The sequence below is a fragment of the Paractinoplanes polyasparticus genome, from assembly GCF_019710575.1.
Taxonomy (GTDB): domain Bacteria; phylum Actinomycetota; class Actinomycetes; order Mycobacteriales; family Micromonosporaceae; genus Actinoplanes; species Actinoplanes polyasparticus.
In genome coordinates this window covers 1-24701 of sequence record NZ_JAHWFK010000081.1, presented here as the reverse complement: position 1 = coordinate 24701, position 24701 = coordinate 1, and the positions used below count along the sequence as shown (strand labels likewise).

Genomic DNA, 24701 nt, shown 5'->3' with positions numbered 1-24701 from the left:
GCGAGCCAGATAACCTCACCCCTGCCCCGACCGGCGGCAGGTAACCACCGCTCCATCAAAGCGGGGGCAACTCAGGCCTTCCTCACCCATCGCGTCGAGCAGGTCGTCAGCGATGGCCTGCACCGATGCGCGTAACCCCGCAATGCGGCGTGGCGTGAACGCCTTATTAACCAGACGCCGCAGGCGGGTGTGGTCGGGCGGGTCGGACGTCAGCATGTTCGCAGCAAGAGGCGAGAGCGTGCCCGGCGGCGGGTTGTCCCCGTACGCCAGGATCTGTCGCGACTGGTCCGTGCTCAAGCGACGATCGCTCAGCAGCAGCCGGGCCTCGTTGTATCCGGTGACCAGCCAGCCACTCACACCGTCGGGTAGATCTACCCGGATCACCGGCCCGTCGGCCGCCAGCTGCTCGTAGGTGGCCCAAGGGTCCGTGAAGAACGGCCATTCGAGTCGAGTCGAGTTCATTCCCTACGTGACGGGCCGGAACGTACACCCGTTCATGCGCACAGCAATGGAGTTTTTCATGCTGTGTAGCAGTTGGCTTCGACGTGGTGCAGGACGAGGATGGCTCGAACCATTGCGGTTGCGCGGCGCGAGCAGTAGCGGAGTTCGACCAGGAGCCCTGCCCGCAGGGCGATTACGTGGTCTGGTGGCACGGCTGTGAGCCCAGGGCGCATAGGCGGGTCTGTCCGCGCCATCCAGGTCGAATTCCAGCTCTCCGGTCGCTGCCGGATCGCCGACCAGCAGCCCGGCACCAGCGATTCAGCGTTCTCCGGCTCGACTGCGTAAGACAGCACCGAACGGTCGGCCACCTGGGCGTAAGCGGCGAGGTAGATAAGTCGTCCGAACCGCTCTGGGGCCTCTGGCGGCCAAGCGCTCGGTTGACGGGCCCCATCGCGACACCTGCTGTTCCGGGGCATGACCGTGCAGAGAGATGGTGGCCCAGGCGTGCACCTGACCGGACCCGATCACGCTGTGGGGCACCTCGAGCACGATGACGGCAACTTGCCGGGGACCGAAGAAATCCTCCCGGCTGTCGAACGCCTCAGGCAGGTAACGGCCCTGCGCGATCGCGGCCAGGAACGCCTCGTTGCCGCCCGCATTACCGGCGAAAGCATCGCGGGCCTGCCCGGTGCAGGCCCGTCCGGACAGCCTTTCGGGCAATGCGCCCGAAAGGCTGTTGTTCGTGCCGGTGTCGTCAGGGATTCGGTCGAACCGCGTCGGGACGGTGCTGATAGGTCGGGTACGTCAAGTAGCCGTCATCGCCGCCGGCGTAGTACGTGGCCACGTCCGCCTTGGCCAGCGAAAGTCCTAGACGTAGCCGCTCAACCAAGTCCGGGTTCGCCAAGTAAGCACGGCCGAAGCTGATCAGGTCGGCGCCCTGATCGAGCCAGCGTTCCGCCGTGGCCTGGTCGGTCGGCGCGGACGAGTCGGGCATGGACGGGTTCACGATCATCGTCCCGGACCAGAGTTTGCGCAGGTGCAGAAGAACGGATTCGACCGGCGACTCGAGATGCACGTACGCCAGGCCGAGCTGGTCCAGCTCCTGCAGTAGTGCTGAATACACTTCTTCGGCGTCAGGCTCGTCCAGCCCGGCCAGCCCAACCCCCGGCGAGAGTTTGATACCGGTACGGCTCGGACCGATCGCGCCGGCGACCGCCGTGACCGCCTCGACGGCGAAGCGAATCCGGTTCGCCACCGTCCCGCCGTATTCGTCCGTGCGCACATTGGCGTTCGGGGCGAGGAACTGGTGGATGAGGTAGCCGTTGGCGCCATGCAACTCAACCCCGTCGAACCCGGCTGACACGGCCAGGCGGGCAGCGCTCGCGTAGGCCTGCGCATGTTCGGTCACCTCGGCCCGGTCGAGCGCTCGGGGCTCGCTGGCGGGCTTGGGGCCGGTCGGGGTGAAAACGTCGGAGGTGAGGGGGACCGCGGACGGGGCCACCGGTTGCAACCCGGTGGTCTCGCGGTGAGAGACCCGTCCGGCGTGCTGCACCTGCGCGAAGATACGGCCGCCATTGGCATGCACGGCGTCGGTGACCTGGCGCCACGACTCAGCGTGAGCCGGCGAGTGAAGCCCGGGAGTGCCCGGGTTGGACTGTCCCACCGGGTTCGGGAACAGGCCTTCGCTGATGATCAAGCCGGCGCTCGCCCGCTGAGCGTAGTAGGTGGCCATGGACGGAGTCGCCAGGCCGCCGGCCCCGGCGCGAACCCGGGTCATAGGCGACATCACCGTACGGTTCGGAACGGTCAGGTCCCCCAGGCGGGCGCTGCTGAGAAGGTTCATGTGCGACATGACGACAACTGTAAAACTTGACACTAGTGTCAGGGGCAAGCGTGATCGGTGCCGCAAAGCCTGGGGCTGGGCCGCTGATGCGAACCAGACCCTGCGCACACTGCGGGCGCAACGGTCCTGCTGGCAGCATCGGGGGTGTAGATTTCATGACCCGAGGATCGCGGTACTCGAGATCATGCTCTCGGCGAAATGGGAGCGGGGGAGGGGCGGGATCTGTGCGCATCGGTGAGCTGGCCGCCGCGACTGGCGTGAGCGCGCGGTCACTGCGATATTACGAGCAACAGGGTTTGATCTCCAGCGAGCGAACCCCGAGCGGTCAGCGTATCTATGCGGAATCCGTCGTCTCGCGGGTCACTTTCCTGCAGCGGCTGTTCTCCGCCGGGCTTTCCAGCCGAACCATCCGTAACCTGTTGCCTTGCATTGACACTCCGAGTGAGGAGAGCACGGCGGCGTCTCTGGATACGCTGGTTCGAGAGCGTGACCGGCTTGTCGCCCACATCGATGACCTGGTCTACACCCGTGGTCGCCTCGAGCAGTTGATCGAGGCGAACCTGGACAGCTGAGAGCAAATACGGCGTCCCTTGCCCAGCAGTCTTCCCTGAGGGATTCGGCGATCAGCTTGACCCAGGCGTGGTCGTCGAACGTCAACGCCAGTCAGCGCGGACGCTCGGCGGGCCGGTCGGCACTTGTGAGGCTGCCGTCGGGGGAGGGCCAGGACCAGAAATCATCGCCGAGCGCGGCCAGCGCAGCCATGGTTTCGGCGATTTTGTCCGCCCGGCTGTCACATGAAGCGCAGGCCTCCAAGTGGCGGTGGATGACGTCGCTCTCGGCCGGATCCAGATCGTCCATGAAATGCTGCGTCAAGAGGTCATCCGGTACGTGGTCCTCCGGCACCGTCTCCTCCTCACCTCGCCGCCTTCTCCTCATTTTGACGGCTCGCTACGCGGAGGGGCCAACGGCAATCGGTTTTCGGACTGCGTGCCGTGCCGTTGACCATACCCGGTGTTGGAGGCGTCCATCCGAACGCTGTAATGGCGCGCTGGCCCTGAGGCGTCAGCGAGCGTCAGAATCACCGGTCGGCCCGGCCGGTGACTCAGCAAAGAAGTCCTCCGCCTCGAGAAGCTGGCGGAGGGCCTTGAGCGCATAGAAGACCCGCGACTTCACGGTGCCGGCCGGCACGCCGAGCAGCCGACCGGCCTGCGTCGAATTGTGGCCCTGGAAAAAGACCGCCTCCAGGGTCTCCCGCATGTGTGGGGGCAGGGACTCGACTGCCGTCCGGACCTTCGCGGCGTCGCTGAGCTGATCGGTGAGACGGCCGGCGAAGTCCTCGGTCCACTCGCGAGCTTCGATCTGCTTGTCGTACACCTCCGGAGCGCGCACCGCGGCCGCCCGTACCTGGTCGATCAGAATACGCTTGGCGACGGTGTAGACCCAGGCTCGGCTCCACCGGCCGTCGTTGTTCCGGGCGGCCGGGTTTCGCCAGGCCCGCAGCATCGTTTCCTGCAGGATGTCCTCGGCCCATTGGTGATCACCATGGGTCTGCCGGATCAGGAACCTCATCAGGGGAGGACCGTGAACCTGGTGCAGGTGTCGTAGCGCCACGTCGACCTCGTCGAGAATCGCCAGGTCAATCGGGCGATGGTCCGTTCCATTCTGCTGCGCCTGTTGCATGTCCTGCCCGCCCGTCCGGAAGTACTCAGCGACATTTCAGCTCAGACATAACTCATTGACTTCATTCGCCCTCGCCACTGGGACTCTGCGAAAGAGTGTGCCGAAAGTTACCGAAATGGGTGTCGATGCCAGTCAGGGACGAGGTAGCGAGATCGCGGAGAACACGTTGGCCGGGTCGTATGCCTGTTTCGCGCGGAGCAGGCGGTCGGTGTTGGCCCCGAAGGCGGCGTCGGCCTGATCTTTCTCGTCCGGCCCGATGATGTTGACGTAGCCGCCCGGCAGCGAGTGCGGCTCGAGTTCGGCCCACAGGTCGTGAGTCCAACCAGCATGATCGCCAGGAAGGTCCGGGGTCCACGCCGCGGCGATCTCGATGACGAAGTGCGGAGTTCGATAAGCGAAGGCCGTCTCACTCATGTCGCGCGTGGCAGAGGGCCCGCGCAGATGGTTGATCGGGATCCCGGACATCGCAGTGGTGCGCGTGTTACCGGCATGCACGAGAGCACGCGCGACGGCCGGGGTAATTTCTTTCACCGTGCGAGTTCGCATGGCAACATACCGACCCGCCGGTGTCAGCGATTCGTACAGGGCCATCAGATCGGCATAGCCCATCTCAGTTACCTGCGAAGACGTCAGCGTTCCCAGGCCTGCGAGACTGTCGATCACGGCTCGGCCCTCATTCGGGTCGCCCGACCAGGCGGCCTGGACGAACAGTCCCGGTTCCCCGCTCGGCGTGCTGAAGACGCCGGGCTGGGTCGTGAGGGCCGGCGGTGCCTGCTGCATGAAGGCGGCAACGGCTGGGAACAGATTTTCGGCCTCCTCCCAGGCGAAGAAGAAGACTCCGACGGTGAGTTGCTCGACCGGATGGAGCCGAACTCGCAACTCCGTGACGACACCGAAGTTCCCACCGCCGCCCCGGATCGCCCAGAACAGCTCCGGCTCATGTGTCTCGTCAGTCTCGACGATGCGGCCGTCGGCGAGCACGACCTGCGCCCCGACGATGTTGTCCACGGCCAGCCCGTAGTTGCCGGACAGCGGTCCGTAGCCGCCGCCGAGGCTGAGCGCAGTGAACCCGACCGAACCCACGTTGCCGGCTGCGGCGGCCAACCCGTATTTGGCGGTGGCGGTTGCCACGGCCGAGGACAGGGTGCCTCCGCCGACGCGGGCGATCCGCCGATCGGCGTCGACCTGGACGCTGCCAAGATCGCGGAGGTCCAGCACGAGTCCTCCGTCACGCACCGCGCGGCCGGCGGGGTCGTGCCCGCCCGCACGGACCGAAAGCTCCAGGTCACCCCGCTCGATGACAGCTCGCGCCACCTCTTCGGCGGAGGCTGGCCGAACCACCGCGGCGGGGCGGTGCTTGACGGCCCCGTTCCAGACGTCCATCCGAACTCCTCTTGATAGATAGCGACAACCTGACCGGCACTATAGCCACTGGAGTGAAACTCTGGCCAAAACAGTGTTGGTATGGTCACGAGGTGGTTTCAAAGCAGCAGGTAGGACGACGGGCCGAGTACGCAGCCAACACTCGACAGGCGATCGTCGATGCAGCTCGCCGGCTGTTCGCCGAGCGCGGCTACTTCGCCACCCGCGTCGACGACATCGCCGAACTCGCCAGGGTCGCGCCGGCCACGGTCTATGCGGTCAGCGGCGGCAAGCAGGGTCTGTTGAACACGTTGACCACCATCTGGTCGACCGCCCCGATCGTTGATGAGAACCGCATCGCCATACTCGCGACGGCGGATCCGGCAGAAATCGTCGGCATCGCCGGTCACGTCACCCGCCGGATGCGCGAGGACTTCGGCGACATCATGCGCGTTGCCCTGAGCACCGCGCCCCATGACGCGGGCGCCGCGGAAAGCCTCGAAGCGGCGACGCGCCGCTATCGCAGCGATCTCGGCGAGGTCGCCACCCGGCTCGCTGATCTCGGCGCTCTCCGCGCCGGCCTCACCGAATCGGCCGCGGCCGATCTCCTCTGGTTCTACTTCGGGTTCGGGTCGATGTTCACTCTTACCGACGACCTCGGCTGGTCCTACGAACGGGCAGAACGGTGGCTGACCCAGGCCGCGATCCGTGACCTGCTCTGATCATCAGGCACTGTGGTGTCCGTGCTGGGTAGGCGACAGCTGCCATGTCGCGGTACCGACTCGGTCAGGCCGGTACCGAACGGGCCGGTGAACCATTCATAGCCGGCCGTCGTCTCACCGGGCATGTCGATGAAGGTAGTCCATGAGCCAGTCCCGTGAACATGCGGTGGTGCTGGGAGCCAGCGTGGCCGGGCTGCTGGCGGCGCGGGCGCTGGCCGACTCGTACGAGCGGGTAACCGTCGTCGATCGCGATCCTCTGCCGGCCGGCGGGTTGGACCGTAAGGGCGTGCCTCAGGCCCGGCACGCGCACGTGCTGATGCGCGCAGGCGTGCGGGCTCTGGACGATCTCTTTCCCGGCCTGCTGGAGAAGCTGGCCGCTGACGGTGTCCCGGTGAATTACGGCGGCGCGCACTCATGGACCGAGTTCAACGGACATGTTTTTCAGCGGGCCGGCGGCCCGAGGATCGCTCCGGGCTATCAGCCCAGCCGCCCCTATCTGGAGGCGCGGATTCGCGAAGAGATCCGCGAGATGCCCAATGTCCTGCTCCGTGACGAGCGGACGGTTCAGGGTCTGATCGCTTCGGCAACCGGGGAACGGGTCGCCGGAGTCCGGGTCGTCTCGCGCGACGGTGAGGAGGAGGCGCTGCCGGCCGACCTCGTCGTGGACGCGACCGGCCGAAGCGGGCGGGCTTTCACGTGGCTGCGCGACCTCGGGTACGACCCGCCGGAGGAGAAGATCCTGGCGGTCGACGTGATGTACGCGAGCCGTCGATTGCGTCTGCCGGGCGGCCTGCCCGAGGGCCTGCGGTCGGTACTGGTGGAGCCGCGTACGGGACAACCGGTCGGGATGGCCCTCATCGAGCAGGAGGGTGGCGAATACACCCTCACGCTGATGGGTTATGCCGGCCATCACCCGCCAACTGATCACGACGGATTCAGGGCCTCCACTGACCGCATCGCTCCGGCATTTCTCCCGGACGTGCTTCGCGACGCCGAGTGGCTGGACGAGCCACACCGCCATCGTTATCCGGCCAGCCACCGCCGCTACTACGAGCGCCTGCGGCGGTTCCCCGAGGGTCTGCTCGTGGTGGGTGACGCCCTGTGCAGCTTCAACCCGCTGTTCGGGCAGGGCATGGCGGTGGCGGCAATGGAAGCGGTGATCCTGCGGGACCTCCTGGCCGCCGGGCAGGAGAACCTGGCTCGTCGATTCTTCAAAGCTGCCGCCGAGCGCATCGATCCAGCCTGGCAGATGGTTATGACCACTGATCGGGCGCAGCTCGGCCTGCCGCAGTCGGCAGCCGAACGACTCATCGGCGCCTATGTGCGCCGGCTGCACGCCGCTGCCGCTCGAGACCGCGTCCTGGTCGAGGCCTTCTCGTCCGTCAGCAGCCTGGTCGAGCTACCGGTAACGCTGATCAAGCCAGCCGTCCTCATCCGAGTCCTGGCCGGGAATCTGCGGCGGGGATGAGTGTGGGACGACGACGGCCGGCGGCGTGTGTCCTAACCATCAATCCGGGGTTGAGCGGTTTGCAACGCGATGGCAGAATGACCTGCCGTAGGAGGAGGTGACCACGCATGAGCATCGTCTCTCGCGGGTTCGAGGGAAAGCGCCGCGCGTCGGAGCCTGACCTGCCGCCCGGTCAGTACCTGACCACTGACTTCCCGGTCCTCTCGGCCGGTCCCACACCCCGCGTCCCGCTCGACCGGTGGAGCTTCACCATCGCCGATGAGTTCGGTCAGAAGAAGTCCTGGGACTGGACGGAGTTCCGGGCTCTGCCGGCGGAGGATTTCACAGTCGACATCCACTGCGTCACCAAGTGGTCGAAGCTCGGCACTGGATGGCGCGGCGTCTCTCTCGACGTTCTGTTCGAAGATATCGAGTCGGCCGCTGACTACACGATGGTGCACAGCGTCGGCGGCTACACCACTAACGTGGCACTCGACGATCTGCTCGACGGCAAGTCCTGGATCGCCTTCGAGTTCGAGGGCGAGGATCTGGACCCGGAACACGGTGGGCCGGCCCGACTGGTCGTACCCCATCTGTACTTCTGGAAGTCCGCGAAGTGGGTCAGCGGAATCCGGATGATGCACGCCGATGAGCCCGGTTTCTGGGAGGACGCCGGGTACCACATGTACGGCGAACCTTGGCGGGAGCAGCGCTATCACGGCGATTGACGAGACAGAGGCAGGGGCATAGGTGCCGGCCGGTTACTTCTTCGATCTCATGCTGTCGGCTCGACCGCCGGAGGGAAAGTGAACGACGACGATCAGACTCTGCTGCTGCTCGGTGCCAGCGGCGACCTGGCGGGCCGGCTGCTGTTGCCGGGTCTGGGTAGCCTGCTGGCGGCAGAGCCAGGACCCGGGCTGTTGCTGATCGGCAGTGGCCAGGAGGACTGGAGCGACGACCGCTGGCAGGAACGCGTCGTGAAGTCGTTCGGCACGGACGAAGGTCGAGCCGGTGACACGGCCCGTGCCACCCGCTACCTGCAGGCGGACGCCACCGACGAGAAGGACCTGCGCCGGCTTCTCGATGCGTGCCAAGGACAGGTGACCATCTTCTTCGCGTTGCCGCCCGTCGTCACGGCGCAGGTGTGCCGGACTCTCAACAAGATCGGCCTGCCCAGCGGGACGAGGTTGGCGATGGAGAAGCCGTTCGGGACCGACGCCGCCGGCGCAGCGGATCTGAACGCGTTGCTCGCCGGCCTGGTTCCGGAGAGCCAGATCCACCGCATCGATCACTTCCTCGGTAAGTCCACGGTGCTCAACATTCTGGGTCTGCGGTTCGCCAACCGGGTCTTCGAGCCGCTGCTGAACGCCGACCACGTCGAGTCCGTCGACATCGTCTTCGACGAAAGCCTGGGGCTTGAATGCCGGGCGGGTTACTACGACGGCGCCGGCGCGCTGACCGACATGGTGCAGAGCCACCTGCTGCAGGTGCTTGCCCTCCTGACCATGGAAGCGCCACCGACGATTGATGCCAGGGAACTGCGTGACCGCAAGGCCCAGGTCCTGCGGGCAACCCGGGTGTGGGGTGACGACCCACAGACCTACAGCCGCCGGGCCCGCTACAGTGCCGGCGTCGTCGACGGTCGACGGCTCATCGCCTACGCCGACGAGGACGGGATCGACCCGTCCCGGCAGACCGAGACCTTGGCTGAAGTGGTCCTGGCCGTCGACAACTGGCGGTGGTCGGGGGTGCCGTTCCGCCTTCGCTCCGGCAAGGCACTCGTCAACACGCGCAAGGAAGCAGTTGTCACATTTCGGAGTCCGGCTCGGGTGCCCACCGGTCTCACCGGTTACGACCGGGCCAACCAGCTCCGCATCGGATTAGGTCCGGACCGGCTGTCCTTCGACGTCAACGTGAACGGCCCCGGTGATCCGTTCCGCATCGATGCGGCGACGCTGGAAGCCGGCTTCGGGCCCGGACACCTTCCGCCGTACGGGGAGATCCTCCACGGAGCGCTCGAGGGCGATCCCACGCTTTCGGTGCGCGGCGACACTGCCGAGGAGTGCTGGCGCATCGTCGAACCGGTGCTGCGAGCGTGGCGAGCCGGCGAGGTACCGCTGCTGGAGTACCCGGCCGGAAGCACCGGACCCACGGGTTCGCTGCTTCCCGATCGCACCTCCTTCTGAATTTGACGCCGGAAAGGGCTCGAGACCCATGAAACCCATCACTGACCTTCGGACCGCCTGCGCCGACTGCATCGCCCAACTCACGCACCTGCACGTCGATGTGCTGGACCCGAAAAATCGCACGACTGTGCTCGAACACCTTGCCCTCTGCCCGGACTGCTCGACCTTCGCCGGACAGCTCCAGGACGCCGATGCCCTGCTGCAGTTCCGATCCCGGGACATCCCGCGCGCCAAGGTCGATGGTCTCCCGCCGACCGATGAGGTCAAGGAGGCCGTCAGCGCGCTGCAGGAGATTGCGGCGTCGCTCGATGCCGAAAACGCTGACGACCTGGTCCAAGACGTGCTGAGCGATGCACTCGCCGCGGGCGACTCGTTCGAGCTCGCCGCCCTGACCCGCTCGCTCATTGATCGAGTCGACGCTTCCGGCGCACCGCCGGTGCGGACGGTCACTGCCCCGGGCGGGATCGCTGATCCGCAGAGCCTGGACGTCGACGCTGACGCCGACACGCCGGAGTTGTTCTATCCGGCGTTCTACACCGACGGGCCCGACATCGGCCGGTTCGTCGAGGCCCCCAACCAGTGGGGCGGTGACGATCGTCGGCTCGGCCCCGAATCCGACCTGATCACCGCCGAACTGCTGGACGAGGTCGACGACGCTCTCGACCGTCTTCCGCGGCCGGCCGCCCAAGTGGGCCGACTCGTCCTGATCGACGGGTTCTCCGTCGAAGCCGCCGCCGGCGCCCTCCGACTCCCCGTCGACGACACCGCGGCGGCGCTGCACCGGGCCCGTGTCCATCTGCGCGGAGTCGTCGACAGCGCCTTGGCCTGAACCTGAACCTTGCCGGCCGGCTGTTCGTCTCATCCGTAGACCGCATGCGAGGTCGCGCTCGTCCTCGTCCAGCTCTACCCATTCCGGAGTCCACCATGGCTGTTGTCTGGTCCGACGAAGTGCAGTCCGTCTTCGCCGGTGACCTGGTCGCCGCTGCTGCCTATCTGACCCCTGCCGGTGGTGCTGTGGTCATCCCGGTGAGCCCGATCGGCTTGGTGAACAGGGTTGCCGGGAGCGTCGCTATCACCACTTCCTTGGCCTTCCCCCGCAAGTTGCAACGTCTGAGCCAGGAACCGAGGACAGCGGTGGCATACCACACACGTCAGCACGGATTCGCCACGAGTTCGCGTTTCGTCCTGGCCCAGGGGACCGCTGTGATTCCGGACGGGCCATCGCCGGAACACCTGGCGCTCATCAATGAACACGCAGACAAGTTCTTCGGTGAGACGCCGACCGGTCCTTTCTGGGACTGGGCCCTGCGCGAATACCTGGAACACCGGCTTGTGATCGACATCCCGCTGAGCCGGGTGGCCAGCTGGCCCCTGGCGCGGCGTTCGGGCGCGTCGTGGACAGACACCGACGGCAGCACGGACGCTTCCGGCCCGCCCGAGGTGTCCGGCACCCCTTGGCCGTTGCCTCCGGAACCCCAGGAGCCGCCGGCCAAAGGCACCGGTCCGCGCGTCGACACCGCGAAATTCGCGAGGCAGGCTCAGAAATTGCCTCACCAGGTGCTGGCTTTTCGTGGCAGCGACGGATTCCCGGTGATCGCAGCGGTGCGAGTGACCGGCTACAGCGACCGCGGTCTGCATGTCGACGCCGCTCCAGGGGTGCTCCCGCCGGGTGGTCGCCGATCCGGATTCGCCGCGCACGCCTACCGACCGCAAGCCGCTGGGGTGTCCTGCCGGATCGGCACCGGATGGCTGGAGGTCACCGAAGGCTCGGCGGTGTGGGCTCCGCATACTTCCGGGGGGTTCAGCTCTCCGCCCGGCAAGACCTTCCACCTGCTCGGTAATGGCTTGTTGTCGAAATACCTCATCGCCAAGATGCGCCGCTCGGGTGCCCTGGATGAGCTGACCCGGCAGCGCGCGGCATAGCAATAGAACCGTCCGAACGCCCATTTCGACGACGCCAGTGATCACCTGTCACAAATCCACGTATCGATGTGAAAGGGCGACGGTGTCAGTGACAAGGCAGGCATCACGCCACGGAAAGGACCTCTGATGGCGGACAGCCGCGACATGATCGGTGCCCATGACATGTTCCGGGCCCAGTTCGGAGCTTTGCCGGCTCTGATCCTCCAAGTCGCACCGGGCGAGACCGCTCGGGCCGGAATTGTCGGCGCGCATGTGGACCTACTCGTCAAGCTGCTGCACGGTCATCATGGCGCGGAGGACGTCCACGTCTGGCCGAAGCTGCACGAGCGGTGCTCGGACAAGGTGCAGGGCCTGGTGGCAACGATGGAGACTCAGCACAGCCAGATCGACCTCATGTTGCAGAACCTGACCAGCCAGGCCCGGGCGTGGTCCTCGACGGGCTCTGCCGGGGATCGCGACGCGCTGGCGGCCGCCGCCGAACGGCTCGTACCGGCGCTGAAAGAGCACCTGGCCCTGGAGGAGTCCGAGGCGCTGGCGCTGATCGACGAATTCCTGACCGACGAGGAGTGGCGGGCCAGCGTGGCCTCGTCTGCGGGCAAGCTGACGCCGGAGCAGGGGCCGCTCGCCATCGGCATGATGCTGCACGAGGCGGATGAGCAGATGGAAGCCTTGATCCGCGGCGGCGCCCCCGAGCATTTTTGGAACGAGGTCCGTCCGGTCGCGGTCAGCGCCTACGCCGAATACGCGACGCGTGTGTACGGAAGCCCCGCGCTTCCCTGAGTCGCCGACTTAGCAAGAGGGCGCCATCCTGAAGGAGGCTGCGAGCACTGCCGAAGTATTCACGGGCGCGTGGGCATTGCAGGCAACAGCGAAGCCCACGCGTCCGTGCTCTCACATGCGCACGCCGTGGGTGCTCGTTAGCCTCGAGTCGGTGAGTCTCCGCCAGTACGAATATGCACTCGCCGTTGCTGAATACGGCTCCGTGACTGCTGCGGCCCGACGGCTGCACGTCGCTCAGCCTTCGATCTCTCAGCAGATCCGAGGGCTGGAGAGGGAGCTCGGGATCCAGCTGTTCGACCGTACGCAAGGCGGTCTGACGCCCACCGCGACCGGCCACGCGTTTTTACGTGAGGCAGAGGTCGCAGTGGCCGCTTCTCGTCGTGCGCGGGCGACGGCGCGGGCGAGCAAGCTGGTGAGCTGGTGATCGCGGTGCAGAGGGGTTACGGCACGCAGCAGATGCCCCGGGCGCTGAGCGCGCCAGGGGTCCGGCTCTGCCGGGACCGCGCTGCTCGAGCTTCGCGGTCCTCGTTCGCGGATCAGCGCCCGAGCTGAGCGGCTGCCCGAGCGACCTCCTCGGGACTGCATCCGCCAGCCCGTCGGTCTTCAGGCGGTCGGCCAAATCGACCAGTACTAGCCGCGAGCGGTGATCAGGCGGGCGGTCGCGGGCAGGCGGTAGCCACCGGTTGCGGTTCGGTGCCCGGCCAGCCTCTCGGTCATCACCTGCTGTGCTTCGCCGAGCCGTGCCTCACCGAGCGAGGCGAAGAGCGGCGCGAGCGGTCCGATGCCGGTGACGAAGGACCACCAGTCGGCGAATTCCGGGTACTCGGTCTCCCAGTTGTACCAAGTTCCCTCGACGTCTCGGAGTCCCGCCTCGATCAGATAGCTCTCCAAGGACTGAGGACGAGCGAAAGCGGTCTCGAAGCCGGCAAGCTCCTCCGGTGTGCGGAACCGGCTCAGGACGTCCAGCCCGATCCTGGTGTACGGGCTTCCGGCCAGATCCGCCCAGGTGGCGATGCTCATGGTCCCGCCGGGCCGGAGAATCCGGGCCGCCTCCTGAGCTGCTGCGGCGAATGGTGCGGTTCCAGCCAGCAGCAGACCCATTCGGGAGATGACCGCGTCGGCGCTGTCGTCGGCGAACTCCAAGCGCGTCATGTCCATCTTCCGGAAGTCGACTGCGAGATTGTTCCGGTCGGCTTCGGTGTGCCCGGCATTCAGCACCGCGGGATTGATGTCGATCGCACTGATTTTCAGGTCGGAGCGGCGGCGAGCGAGAGCGCGGCTGAGCCCGCCGGTGCCCGAGGCGATCTGGACCACATGCGCGCCCGACGGCAGCGAACTCAGCGGGGACAGCAGAGGCTCGACGAGCCCGGACAACAGCCGCATCAGGTTCTCGGTGTTCACACGACAATCCAACCTCCGGGCCGCCCGGCCGCCCATGTCCCGGAACACCTCGTACATACGCCCATGAACCACCGACTTCCCAGTTCACCGGGCTCAGTGCCCGCCCGGGTGGTCTGTGCCAGTGGGAGCCGGAGTGAGACGGCTGTCTCGTGGTTGCGGAGACAGGGATGCGAGGAGCCGCGTGATCAGTTCCGCCGACGAAGGAATCACGTGATCGGGGGCAGGCCCACCGTGGTCGGCGTCTCCTGATGCTCCTCCACCCAGGGCTGTTTGCCGCCGCTCAGGTCGCTGAGCTCGATGTTGTCGGTCGGGGTGAAAATCTCGGCCGGCTGGGTCAGCAGCTCGTAGGGCGAGACCGGCGGGGACGAAGCCGGGGCCGGATGAGCCGGCGGGGTGGATCCGAACGGCGAGACCCGCGGGCCGGGTGGCGCAGGCGGCGGCACGTCGATGCGAGTGCCCAGTTCAATGCCGGTCCTGGTCTCGACGGGCGGGGTGAGTCGCCGGTCGCCGGTCTCCTCGGAAGGCCTTTCCTCGACGCGGGGGCCTGCCATGGCCGGTGATGTCGCTGGAACTCGGCCGCTGCCGGCGAAGAAAGCCTCGTCCAGGTCGATCCGCAGCGGATCCCCGGACGAGCCGTAGAGCACCAGCGTCACGTCGTAGCGGTACAGATAGTAGCTCCGCTTCGCCTCCGAGTTCCGCTCCGCAACGCTGCTGCTGGTCGCCTCGTACGCCGACCCGCGGCCCCAGCCGAGACCGGGCACCTGCGATGTCCCGACCTTGCGTTCGCCGCCGTCGGCCCCTCCGCGCCCGAGTAGACCGCCGGAGAACTGCCACCCCGACCCGGAGCTGTTCTCATGGCTCGGTGTCTGTGCGGTCTGCTGATAGGTCCGGCCTTTGTGCTCGAAGGTCAGCGGTCGATGGGCGTCGCCGTCCGGCACCTGGTAGCCGCACTCGTTGCGAATGTCCAATCCCACCCTGATGTCCGTGCCCGGGATCGTGTAGTCGTGCCGGAGCATCTGCCCGATCCGTGGCCGCAGCATCGAGTCGGTGGCGTGCCGGGCCACGGTCAGGCCGAACCCGCTGTGCGGGCCGCGCCCGGGCACCTCTGCGGCGTCCGGGCGCGTCAACCCGGCATCGTCCGGCCGCCGGATCGGCGGCTCGGCCACCACCGCAGCCCACTTCGTGATCGCCTCGGAGACCGGCAGCAGTGTCCACGGGTGCAGGGTCTCGTCGTCGAGAAGTGTCTGGTTCCGGGTGGCAGCCGGCGGCGCGGTGTGCCACCGCACCAGCTGATCCGCCGCGGGCACCGGCGCCGCGGTCGGCTGCCATCGACCGCTGGTTCCGGTCGGCAGCGTCAGGTACGAGGGCACGAGCATGCGAGCATACCCGGCACCCCCGCTCCGGCTCGAGGTCCAGTCCCAGTGGAACACTCTCTTGCCGTACCACAGCTTCCGGGGTGTCGCCGCACCGCCGGTCACCGCGAAGGCCGTCTCCCTGGCGGCCTCGCTGATGACCCGAAATATCTCGGGCTTCTCGTGGGTGACACCGAGTTCGACATTGAAGATCAATGGCTGGTTGAACTCGTGCGACTTCTTTACACCGACCCGGAAGATGTCCTTCACCTCGACACCTTCGCCGCGGCTGTGCTGCGATCCGCTGTGCCAGCCGCCCTGGAACTCGCCGCCCAGGTCTCCATCGCCCACGGCGCCCCGGGCCCGGATCCCACCCTCGGCGTGCACGTCTGCGCCGTGCTCGTGCTTTACCGACCTCGCATCGTGCTGCTCGCCGCGCAGGGTGAGGCTGACCTCGTCGCGGGGCAGGTCGCTGCTGGGCGCCTGCGGGGTGGCCTTGACGCGCACCATCAGATATCGGGTCGGGGAATACGGAGCCACCACCGGCACCCACATCAGGATGCCGGACCCGGTCAGCGCGAGGTACTGCGACTCCAGGGCCGCGTCGGAGAAGCGCTCGACCAGCGCTCGTCCCAGCGGAGTCGGCGGGATCTGGCCGTCGGCGTTCTGCGGGGGCAGCAGACCGTGACTACTCAGCTCGTTGATGATCGCAAGAACCAGGGTGTCCGCCGTGACCCGCTCCGGATGGCCGACGGCGCGGGTCAGCCGGGCGTCGATGATCTCGCGTCCCGGTGTCTCGTTCGGTTCGATCGGGGTGGCATTCGGCAGGCCCAACTCATGTGCCTGCCGGTTCGGGACGATGAAGTCGACACCGTCGGTCACGGTGACGTAGCGGCTCACCGAGTCGCCCTCGTTGCCCTCGCCTGTGAATCGGAAGGCCTCGATCTCGAAGGTGGGGGTGCCCCGAAAGGCATGGACGGTCTGGCCGTACGTGGCCCGGGTGATGTCGATATTGCCGAACTCGGTCGACTTCGACGAGGACCACGATTTTTCGGCGCCTCCGGAGATGCCGGCGTTGATCCGGAACGTCTCGGTGTCCTGAACGGTCGAGCCGGAGGTCGGCGCCCCACCCGACCCTGCGGCCCTCTTCGTAGGGCCCTCCGGGTCCGTCGTGTCCGCTCGCACCATCGGCGCTAGGACACCGGCGCCGACCTTGCCGTCGACCTTCTTCTCGACGGTGTCGGAGCGCTGCTGGCCCGGTGCGGACTGCACATAATGTTCGATCTCGGTGGACATGCTCGCGCCCAGGTGCCGCGGGCTCTGATCGATCCGGGTGCGGATCAGCACGACCTGGCGACGGCCGTCGCGGTCCGGCAGCGGGATTACCCAGCCGGTGGGACCGGAGATTTCCGCGAAGTGCGCGGCGAGTTCGGCGGGCACACCGGCCGACCAGAGCGGCCGCGGCCAGTTGAGCGGCTCGGCGAACCAGGCGGCGTCGAGGCCGTTCAGGTCGGCATACGCCTGCGCGGCCCCGGCGACGACCTCCGGCATGGTGAGGAAGAACGGATACGTTCCGGAGGCACCCTGAGTGTCGAACGGGATCGAATCGCCGGTCCAGCCCGGCGGTGGTGTCGTGCGTACCGCCGCCCACCCGGCGGTATCCCGCTGCGCCTGGGTCACCGGGGTCCTAGCGGCGTGCTCGACCGGCACAGCGATCTGTCCGACCGCCCGGTCCGGGTCGTCTATCAGATAGGTCGAGCGGGCCCCGCCCTGCGGGCGGACCACGATCTCGTAGACCACGTTGTAGGTGTGTTCGGTCACGTCGCCGGTCGTCTCGGTGCGCCGGTAGTGCTTGATCGTGTCGCTGTACTCGTTGCTGTGGCCGGTCGAGTACGCTGCGCCTGCCTCCGCCCGGCCGAGCTGGAGTCGCACGCCCCCCGGCAGCGCGAGCACCACCGCGCCACCCAGTGACGCCTCGACCGACCGATCCGTGGTCAGCGAACCGGAGAACGAGTTGCCGTGCAGCGCCCGTTGGTTGACATCGATCTGGTACGACGTCTCGCCGATATGTTCCCGCAGATGAGCCAGCACCAGGACGTCGTACTGCTGCCCGCCGATCGTGACCGTGAAGGGGTCGCCAGCCTGCACCCGCCCGAAGTCCGCCTCGAGAGCGGGCCGCCCAGCGCGCGCGTTGATCTCGCTGACCACCTCCGCCCCGATGTCGGTCGTACCGGACGCGGTGCGGAGCGCGCCGGTGATTGTCTTGGCCACCGCCTCCGAGCCCGGCAACCCGACCGGCACGCCGGCGCCCAGCCCGCGACGGGTCACCAGCGGTAAGGGCTCGGTCGGCTCTGGGGTTGCCGGAAAGCGGGTCCGGCTCTGCGGGGCGGTCGGCAACGGTGCGCCCAGGCGCCGGTCGACATCCGCATCCGAGGTCGGCGCTGCCGGCGGTGTCACAGCCGGGCGGCTCGCCGGGTACTCGTGCCCCGGCAGGACGTCGGTCCCGATCGTGCTCTGCTCGAAGTCGCCCTTCTCCGCTTCCGGAACCGCGACCTCGCCTCTCAGATCGACGACATGCACATCCTCGACGTCCTGTCCGTTGCCGCTGGTACGCAACGTGGCGTCGAAGGTCATCCAGTACCGGGCCTGATCGGATTGCCGGCGCAGCACGGTGTGGTTGAGGGTCTCGCTGCCGTGTTCACTGCCCGATGCGCGGACCGAGCCGACCTCGACCCCGCCGCCGAAGACACCCTTGCGGCGCTCATCCTTCGCCTTGGGCTCGGAGGGCGGATCCAGGTGCGTCAGCCCGTACCCGAACACTCGGAAGTCGACGCTGACCCTGCTGCTGCCCTCCTGTCCGTCGGCGGTCGCGGCAACGATGCCGAGGTCGTCGCGAACCGCGACGTTCGGCGAGGTGCCGACCGAGCCCAGGGTCCTCGGCGTGATCGTCAGGTCCAGTGTCAGCCACGTGCCGCCCGCAGCGAGTCCACCCTCGTGATCGCCACCGGTCATCAACATCCGGTTGCGGTTCAGCACCGCTCGCTCGTTTAGCAACTGCTTCACGCCTTGCTCGGCCAGGGGCAGCGCCTTCGCCGCGCCCATCGACCGGACCAGCGCCCGGTGCCACGCCGTGATGATCGGCGTCATCGCGAACGCGTTCACCACCTCATGCGCGCGCGTCGGCCGCCGCCTGGTCAGAGGTGTCGCCGCCCGCTGCGGCCCCGCGGCCGGCGAGTCGGTGTCGCCAGTCCCCGGCTCGGTGTACTCCGTCGGAAACACCACGGTGAGCAGTCCGCCGGCCGGCGGATACTCCCGGGTACGGCCCCAGAGCCGCCCGTCGACGTGGACCTCGAAGCTCAGACCAGCGTCGAACTGCTGCGAGTTCAGGATGAACATTTGCCGGCCGGCGACCAACCGGCGCTGCGACGAAGCGGAAGACTCGACGCTGCTGCCAACGCCGATGGCCGGCATGTAGGGAATCAACCGGGTGATATGTTCGCCCAGCCGGCCGAACGAGCCGTCGATGGACGCCTCGTGGTCGCCAGAAGATTCCTTCGTGCCGGAATGGTTGATGGCTCTGGAGCCGAACGAGACCTTGAATACCCGCGGTCCGGGTGGGGTGGGCACCGGTGTAAGCGCGCCGATCACGGGGCGCACCCAGACCAACCTGCCGTCGACCGCTCCGTGGATGCCCTGGTAAAGGACCTCATCCCAGCGTTCCAGAAAGGCGTCGTGCGCCGGGTTCTCCCGGCCGGCCCGCTGTGCCGGCGGGTCGAACAGGCCGGTGATGCTCTGCCGCACAAAGTCCCGGACGGCGTGCCGCGACGACTCACCGGTCCCGGTCGGCGAGGTGAGCTCGGCGGCGAACCCGGCGGCGAGCACGTCGGAGTCGGCGACGTGTGGCCCGCGTCCGGCGAAGGCGACGCTCACCTGCCCGAGCGCATTCTGATCCAGATACCAGGGCCGTCCTCCTTGCGCCTGATCCCGCACGGGCATGGAGTGGACCGGCGGGGCCGGCCGTCCCGGCTCGGAGATCGGGGGGAGCTGCTGCCGGACCTCTTCCAAACTGGTGCTTGCGTTCACAGCCAGCGCGGAAGAGGTCCCGTTCGGGTTCGACGGCCAGAATGACTGGACGAGCGAGGGTGAACTCCGTCGACACGACGTCACCGAATAAATGATATTTATCGGTGTTGATGGAGCGTGACTTCCTGGTGTCTTCGCAGCGACCAACGCGAAAAGTTTGGTGGCTGATTTCGTGCGGCTCTTCGTGACTACAAGTCTTGGAGGCCGCGACTGTTCTGGTCGGTCAACGATGCAAAAAACACCTGGAGATCATTGCGCACGAATTTCGGCTGCTCCCATTCAAGGAAGTGGCCCCCATGATCTGTGGTCGTCCAATGGGCGACCTTGCCTTGACGTTCGACCCAGGCCCGGGGGGTCGGGAACATGTCCTTGTCGGACATCAGGTAGCCGAGGGGTACAGTCGCGGGCTGCCATCCGGCCGGATCGCGAAACGCCTCGTAGTACAGGCGCATGGACGGCGTGATGGTACGAGTGGCCCAATAGATGGTCAGGTTGGTGAGGAAGGAGTCGCGGTCGATCGCATCTTCGATGGCGCCGTTGTTGTCGGTCCAGCGCCAGAACTTCTCCCCGACCCACGCGGCGAGGCCGGCTGGACTGTCGTTCAACGCGACGCCGAGAGTTTGCGGCTTGCTCGCTTGGAGCTGCAGGTAGGCCATTTCGTTCGCGTTCCACTGCCGGGCATCGGCGACGAATCGTTGCTCTTCCTCGGTCAAGTCAGGCGGTAGCGGTGAAGGAAGGGTCGGATTGGTTCCGCTGGTATGGATACCGATGACCGAGTCTGGATGAGCGACCGCGATGGCGTTGGCCACGCCGAAGCCGAGATCGCTCGCGCGGATGCCGTAACGCTCGTACGCAAGAACCTCAGTCATCAATCGGTGCGTCAGGTCCGCGATCGTCGAGAAGTTCATGCCAGGAAGACGTGGGATGTCGGAGAAGCCGTATCCCGGCAGGGAGACGGCGATGACGTGAAATGACGTCCCACCGTGCTCCGGGTGGGTCAACATGGGGATGATGTCGAGCATCTGCACGTAGGTGCTCGGCCAGCCGTGCATCATCAACAGCGGTACCGCATCCGGGTCCGAGGACCGCTCATGGACGAAGTGCAGCGTCATGCCATCGATGTCGGCGGTGTAGTTCGCGAAACTGTTCAATCGGTCTTGCGCGGTTTGCCAGTCGAAACCGTTGGCCCAGTAGTCGAGGATGTCTCGCAGGTACGATCCGTCGAAGCCGAGCTCGTGACCGGTCCCCGGAAGCTGGTCCGGCAAGCGGGCGTCGCGAAGACGGCTCCGCAGGTCGCCAAGTACTCGTTCGGGGATGTCAACGGTGAAGCTTCTGGCTCGCGGTCGGGCGGCGAGGGCCTCGAGATCGCGGACGAACGCCTCCGCCGTGGGCAGGGCCGCCACCTCCGCTTCCCACTTGACGGCTTCGGCCCGATAGCGCGGTTCGGACAGGACGGCGGCGCACGCCCGTCCGATCTCATCGGCGGTGGCCGCGGGGTCGAGGGAGATGGCTACACCGAGGTCGGCGAGACGCCGGGCGTTATCCGGCTGCTCCGAGTGCAGGGGCAACGCCACCATGGGCACACCGGCAGTCAAACTCTCACGAAGACTGCCGAAACCGGCGTGGGTGACGAACAGATCGCAGGAGCGCAGCAGCGTCTGCTGGTCGGCGAACCCGGTCAACTCGACGTTGGCCGGGCGGGGGCCGGTCCAGGAGGCAACGGCGTCGTCGTCGCCCAATGCCACCACGGCGGTACATTCGAGGCCGCCGAGCGCCTCGACGACCCGATGCGCAGGCGAGTTGTCCAAACCGACTGTCTGGCGAAGCAGAGAGCCGAACGCGGCCAGCACCCGAGGCCGGTCATCGGTCGGTCGGCTTGGCCGATGGACCGGCGCTTCCTTGGGCGGTGCCTGGTAGTGCCGATAGTCGCCCGGCGCCGGCGCGGACGGTTGCCACCCGGGGGAGAACCAGCTCACCCACCGGCTGTTGATGACACCGTTCAGATCCTCGGTCACGGATAGACCGAGGGCGGCCCGTGAGCGGTTGAGCCACTGCAGAATGCCGGCATCGCGAGTAATGGCCAACGGGGCGATGTCAAGGGTTACCAATGGGACGTTGTGGTGTTCGGCGAGCAGTACACCCGCGAACTCGAGCGATTCGCGTACCACCAGGTCCGGCTTCCACGACTCGGTTTTGGCGATGAGTTCGGTCGCCGCGCGCTCGGCCAGAACTCCGGCGAAGAATTGGCCGAACATTGATCCTGGGGTGGCGGACGGGTCGTCGCGCAGGTCTCCGTGGCCACCGTAGCCGGCAGCCCGGGCGAGATCCGGGTCGGCCGCCAGCTGCTCGTGGTTGAGCATCTTCTCCAGCGGAATCATCGGAGCGCCGATGCGGTCAACGTCTTCCGACATGGTGGCTCCGGTTGCGATCGCGATCTCATGACCTGCCGACCGGAGCAGCCGAGCCGTCGGTGCGATCATCGTCCACAGATGTGAGTGCACGGCCAGGCTAGTGAGCACAACCTTCATGGCAAATATCTAAGTATGGGGCTTTTGGGCTCGCCATGTCGTGGTGACCCGGACCCATGTCACGGTATGCCTCGCGAGATATCGTCGGCGAGTGGACTTGCTCAGCGAAGTTGCCGACCGGATCCGGGGTGGGCATGCCTTCACCTGCCGGACCAGCGAGTCCGGCCCGTGGCGCCAGACCTTTCCCATCAGGACGGGTATCGGCTTCCACGTCATCGAACGCGGCACCATATCGCTGACCGTGAACGACGGGCCATCCCTGAAGGCGGTCGCCGGAGACGTGATTTTCGCCCCGACGGGTTCGGCCCACAGCCTCCAGGGCGAGGACATCGCTTTCCTTTCCGGCTGCTATCACCTCGCCGACACGCAAGTGCATGCGGCCTTACGCCAGCTCCCGCCCGTCTCCGTGGTCGCCGGCAGCGTGCCCCGGTTGGCCGAGCTGTGTGCGCTGCTCGGTGATGACCTCATCGAACGGCCCGGAGCGGAAGCGACTCGGGCGTCGTTGGTCGGCCTCATCGTCGTGCAGGTGCTGCGCCACGTGGAACTGGTCGGCGCATGGCCGGTCTCCGATCCGGCTGTCGCGGCGGCCGTGCGTTCCGTCCACCGCGATCCCGACGTGCCATGGACGGTTGAGCTCCTCAGCAGCCGAGCCGGACTCTCTCGTACGGCGTTCACACGGCGGTTCACCGCGCTGGTCGGAAGCCCTCCGATGGCCTATGTAAGAAATGTGCGACTGAGCGCAGCTGCTCGCATACTGCGCGAGACGAACGCGCCATTGGCCTCAGTTGCTCGGCAGTCGGGCTACTCCAATGAGTTCTCCTTGGCGACGGCATTCCGTCAGGCGTACGGCATCGCACCAGGCCGCTACCGCACCGGCTTCCACAACAAGGCCCATCAGCGCGAAGTTACGCACACTGCGACCGCCACCGGTTCCCGCGGTAGTGCCTGAAGAGGTACCGGTTCGCCACCCGAACCATCCCACGCTGGCCCGTCATCTACCCAACGACCCGATTTGGCGCAACGCCGACGCCCGCCACTCCGATGTTCTGGCCGCCCACCGGTGTGATTGCGCCAGAATTCGCAGCGAACGCCGGCGACGCCGAGGCCAACCCACCACCCAGACAGCCTGACCCCAGCACCTGGACGTTTGGTCAAGGAAATAGTTAGACGGCGCGGCCGGTCAACGAGAGGAGCTGGACGACGGGGTCGGTGCTGTCGGTGGGAATGGGCGGGTCGATGATGCCCAGGCCGTCCCAGCGTCCGACGTTGGCGCGGGCATAGGCGAGGCAGACTTCGACGGCCTGCGGATCCAACGAATCACGCAGGGCGATGCCGCGGGCCAGGTCCCACTCGTGGACTGTCAGGTCGACGAGCATCTGGTCGGCGTAATCGCTCAGCGGGGCCTCACCGAACGAGAACCGATAAATTACCGATGGGTCGGCGTCGAGCCAGGCCGTCCGGGACCGCTGAGCCGCGTGCTCCCAGGCCCTGACCGGATCGTCACCGAGCAGGTCGCCGTCGTAGCGGGCGCCGACCTGCTCCATCGGTTCGCCCGCGATGATGTGCGGTGCCCAGAGGTGCTCGTTGACCAGATGGTTGACCAGGTCGCGAACGGCCCATTCGGTACACGGCGTCGGATCGCTCCAGGCGCCTGCGGGCACCTCGAGCACCCGGGCGCCGAACCGGTCGATGGCACCCGGAATGAGGCTTACTGCATCTGTCATGGCAGCAAAAGTACCGATCAAGCTGGCGTATGGCCGCTGTTACGTCGATTGTGCACTTTTGTGCAGTCCCTGTGTCCGCTAAGCGGTCACCTGTGATCCTTTGACGCCGCGCAGTGAACCGAGGGAGGCTCGACCGCGTCGTACAGGTGTGTCGGATCGCGATTCTCCTCTCCGGGTTTACGCCCACGCCACCTTCGACAGCCGCCGGTGGAGCCGACTGACCCTCCGCGCCGACGATGTTCTCGTCGTTACCCGGTGAAATCGGGAACCACTTGGCTTCAGATGATTTGTGCCTTACTCGTCTTTCAGAGCCGGGAGTTGCCTGACCGTCTGTCCACCATCTCTCCTTGGCTGGACAGCAACGAGTTGCCGATCGAGACCGTCGTCACTGAACTCGATAGGCAGCAGCACCGCCGGATCATCAAGTCGCACACCCCGGTCGACGGCATTCCGACCTTGCCTGGCGTAACCGTTGTGGCCGGTGCCCGGCATCCGTTGGACGCCGCCGTCTCCTGGTATCACTACCTCCGGAACCTCGACCTCCCGCCGTAGCTGGCCCGGCTGGGCCTGCCCCAGTCGATCGACATCAGTCCGTCGGGGGGCGAGCACGATTTCCTCACCGCCTGGATCGATGGGCAAGACCCATATGCGCTTCCTCATGCGACGCTGACGGCTGTGCTGCGGATGATCCGAACGGCGTGGGAAAGGCGCGACGACCCAGGAATCGTGCTGGTGCATTACGCGGATCTGACGAACGACCTCGAGCGGGAGATGCGTCGCATCGCGGACCGGCTGAGCATCGAGATCCCGGCGGCTAGATGGCCCGAGCTGGTCGAGGCGGCAACCTTTTCGCGAATGGCAGAGCGAGCCAACCGGCTTGTTCCGGACCAGCCGATGAAGAGCGAGGCCGCTTTCTTCCGTGGCGGCCGGTCAGGCGACGGGTCACGGTTGCTCAGTGCTGCCGAGCGCGGTCGATATCACGACCAGGCCCGCGCCGAGCTGCCGGACGACATCTACACCTGGCTGCACCGGCCCTAGCCTTCTGCGACGCATTCACGAGCAGCGGCGCCCCAGGAGGCCGTGTTGATTTACGGGTGACTCGAACTCTTTCGAATCCTGAACAGTGGAGGGAGTTCGAGTACGGAGCCGTGTTGTCAACGGCGGCTGAATCTGGACCCCTCTGGGACGGTTGAAAACGGACCCCCCCTCGTGTGGTTGATCTTGTTTAG

Annotated in this window: 19 protein-coding genes and 2 pseudogenes; 11 read left to right on the top strand and 10 right to left on the bottom strand. The window is 66.7% G+C overall.

Annotated features, from left to right (window positions below):
* Window positions 1-15 precede the first annotated feature (15 nt).
* The 3 genes and pseudogenes from KXC43_RS48995 to KXC43_RS48985 all read right to left on the bottom strand — a co-directional run bounded on the left by KXC43_RS48995 (window position 16) and on the right by KXC43_RS48985 (window position 2284).
* Window positions 16-462 (bottom strand): cytochrome P450 family protein, encoded by a 447-nt coding sequence (locus tag KXC43_RS48995; protein ID WP_221383193.1) that lies wholly within the window; start codon window positions 460-462, stop codon window positions 16-18.
* Between the two features lie 56 nt (window positions 463-518).
* Window positions 519-617, bottom strand: a pseudogene (locus KXC43_RS48990) (IS5/IS1182 family transposase); the annotation flags it as partial.
* 578 nt (window positions 618-1195) lie between these two features.
* Complete coding sequence (locus tag KXC43_RS48985; protein ID WP_255646155.1) at window positions 1196-2284, bottom strand: alkene reductase; 1089 nt, start codon at window positions 2282-2284, stop codon at window positions 1196-1198.
* 224 nt (window positions 2285-2508) lie between these two features.
* On the opposite strand from KXC43_RS48985, the gene KXC43_RS48980 reads away from it, so the two are divergent.
* Window positions 2509-2856 (top strand): MerR family transcriptional regulator, encoded by a 348-nt coding sequence (locus tag KXC43_RS48980; protein ID WP_221383191.1) that lies wholly within the window; start codon window positions 2509-2511, stop codon window positions 2854-2856.
* Window positions 2857-2947: 91 nt separating this feature from the next.
* On the opposite strand, the gene KXC43_RS48975 is transcribed toward KXC43_RS48980, so the two are convergent.
* The 3 genes from KXC43_RS48975 to KXC43_RS48965 form a co-directional block, all read right to left on the bottom strand.
* Window positions 2948-3187, bottom strand: a complete 240-nt coding sequence (locus KXC43_RS48975; protein ID WP_221383190.1) for an anti-sigma factor — start codon at window positions 3185-3187, stop codon at window positions 2948-2950.
* 159 nt (window positions 3188-3346) lie between these two features.
* Window positions 3347-3964 carry a sigma-70 family RNA polymerase sigma factor gene (locus tag KXC43_RS48970; protein ID WP_221383189.1) on the bottom strand — a complete coding sequence of 206 codons (618 nt, stop codon included), beginning with the start codon at window positions 3962-3964 and terminating at the stop codon, window positions 3347-3349.
* Window positions 3965-4096: 132 nt separating this feature from the next.
* Complete coding sequence (locus tag KXC43_RS48965; protein WP_221383188.1) at window positions 4097-5347, bottom strand: FAD-binding oxidoreductase; 1251 nt, start codon at window positions 5345-5347, stop codon at window positions 4097-4099.
* Between the two features lie 53 nt (window positions 5348-5400).
* Here KXC43_RS48965 and KXC43_RS48960 point away from each other — a divergent pair, with 53 nt between their 5' ends.
* The 8 genes from KXC43_RS48960 to KXC43_RS52505 all read left to right on the top strand — a co-directional run bounded on the left by KXC43_RS48960 (window position 5401) and on the right by KXC43_RS52505 (window position 12808).
* On the top strand, window positions 5401-6048 hold the full coding sequence (locus KXC43_RS48960) for a TetR/AcrR family transcriptional regulator (RefSeq protein WP_221383187.1): 648 nt from the start codon (window positions 5401-5403) through the stop codon (window positions 6046-6048).
* Window positions 6049-6190: 142 nt separating this feature from the next.
* Window positions 6191-7516, top strand: coding sequence for an FAD-dependent oxidoreductase (locus KXC43_RS48955; RefSeq protein ID WP_221383186.1), 1326 nt, complete (start codon window positions 6191-6193; stop codon window positions 7514-7516).
* Between the two features lie 107 nt (window positions 7517-7623).
* Window positions 7624-8223, top strand: a complete 600-nt coding sequence (locus KXC43_RS48950) for a sulfite oxidase-like oxidoreductase (RefSeq protein ID WP_221383185.1) — start codon at window positions 7624-7626, stop codon at window positions 8221-8223.
* Between the two features lie 78 nt (window positions 8224-8301).
* Window positions 8302-9681 (top strand): glucose-6-phosphate dehydrogenase, encoded by a 1380-nt coding sequence (locus KXC43_RS48945; protein ID WP_221383184.1) that lies wholly within the window; start codon window positions 8302-8304, stop codon window positions 9679-9681.
* Between the two features lie 28 nt (window positions 9682-9709).
* Window positions 9710-10510 carry a hypothetical protein gene (locus KXC43_RS48940; RefSeq protein ID WP_221383183.1) on the top strand — a complete coding sequence of 267 codons (801 nt, stop codon included), beginning with the start codon at window positions 9710-9712 and terminating at the stop codon, window positions 10508-10510.
* A gap of 95 nt (window positions 10511-10605) precedes the next feature.
* The gene (locus KXC43_RS48935; protein WP_221383182.1) at window positions 10606-11604 is read left to right on the top strand and encodes a hypothetical protein; all 999 of its coding nucleotides are present in this window, start codon (window positions 10606-10608) and stop codon (window positions 11602-11604) included.
* Between the two features lie 126 nt (window positions 11605-11730).
* Window positions 11731-12384 carry a hemerythrin domain-containing protein gene (locus KXC43_RS48930; protein WP_221383181.1) on the top strand — a complete coding sequence of 218 codons (654 nt, stop codon included), beginning with the start codon at window positions 11731-11733 and terminating at the stop codon, window positions 12382-12384.
* A 151-nt stretch (window positions 12385-12535) separates the two neighbouring features.
* On the top strand, window positions 12536-12808 hold the full coding sequence (locus KXC43_RS52505; protein WP_308129603.1) for a LysR family transcriptional regulator: 273 nt from the start codon (window positions 12536-12538) through the stop codon (window positions 12806-12808).
* Between the two features lie 206 nt (window positions 12809-13014).
* Here the strand turns inward: KXC43_RS52505 and KXC43_RS48920 are convergent, their stop codons facing one another.
* The 3 genes from KXC43_RS48920 to KXC43_RS48910 form a co-directional block, all read right to left on the bottom strand.
* Window positions 13015-13785, bottom strand: a complete 771-nt coding sequence (locus tag KXC43_RS48920) for a class I SAM-dependent methyltransferase (protein ID WP_221383179.1) — start codon at window positions 13783-13785, stop codon at window positions 13015-13017.
* Window positions 13786-13991: 206 nt separating this feature from the next.
* Window positions 13992-19067 (bottom strand): hypothetical protein, encoded by a 5076-nt coding sequence (locus tag KXC43_RS48915; protein WP_221383178.1) that lies wholly within the window; start codon window positions 19065-19067, stop codon window positions 13992-13994.
* A gap of 341 nt (window positions 19068-19408) precedes the next feature.
* Entirely contained in the window at window positions 19409-21748 is a 2340-nt protein-coding gene (locus KXC43_RS48910; RefSeq protein WP_221383177.1) for an alpha/beta fold hydrolase, read from the bottom strand.
* Between the two features lie 91 nt (window positions 21749-21839).
* On the opposite strand from KXC43_RS48910, the gene KXC43_RS48905 reads away from it, so the two are divergent.
* On the top strand, window positions 21840-22697 hold the full coding sequence (locus KXC43_RS48905; RefSeq protein ID WP_221383176.1) for a helix-turn-helix transcriptional regulator: 858 nt from the start codon (window positions 21840-21842) through the stop codon (window positions 22695-22697).
* 214 nt (window positions 22698-22911) lie between these two features.
* On the opposite strand, the gene KXC43_RS48900 is transcribed toward KXC43_RS48905, so the two are convergent.
* Window positions 22912-23472, bottom strand: coding sequence for a TIGR03086 family metal-binding protein (locus KXC43_RS48900; protein ID WP_221383175.1), 561 nt, complete (start codon window positions 23470-23472; stop codon window positions 22912-22914).
* 282 nt (window positions 23473-23754) lie between these two features.
* Between KXC43_RS48900 and KXC43_RS52195 the strand changes: the two are divergent.
* Window positions 23755-24510: pseudogene (locus KXC43_RS52195) on the top strand (sulfotransferase domain-containing protein).
* Window positions 24511-24701 lie beyond the last annotated feature (191 nt).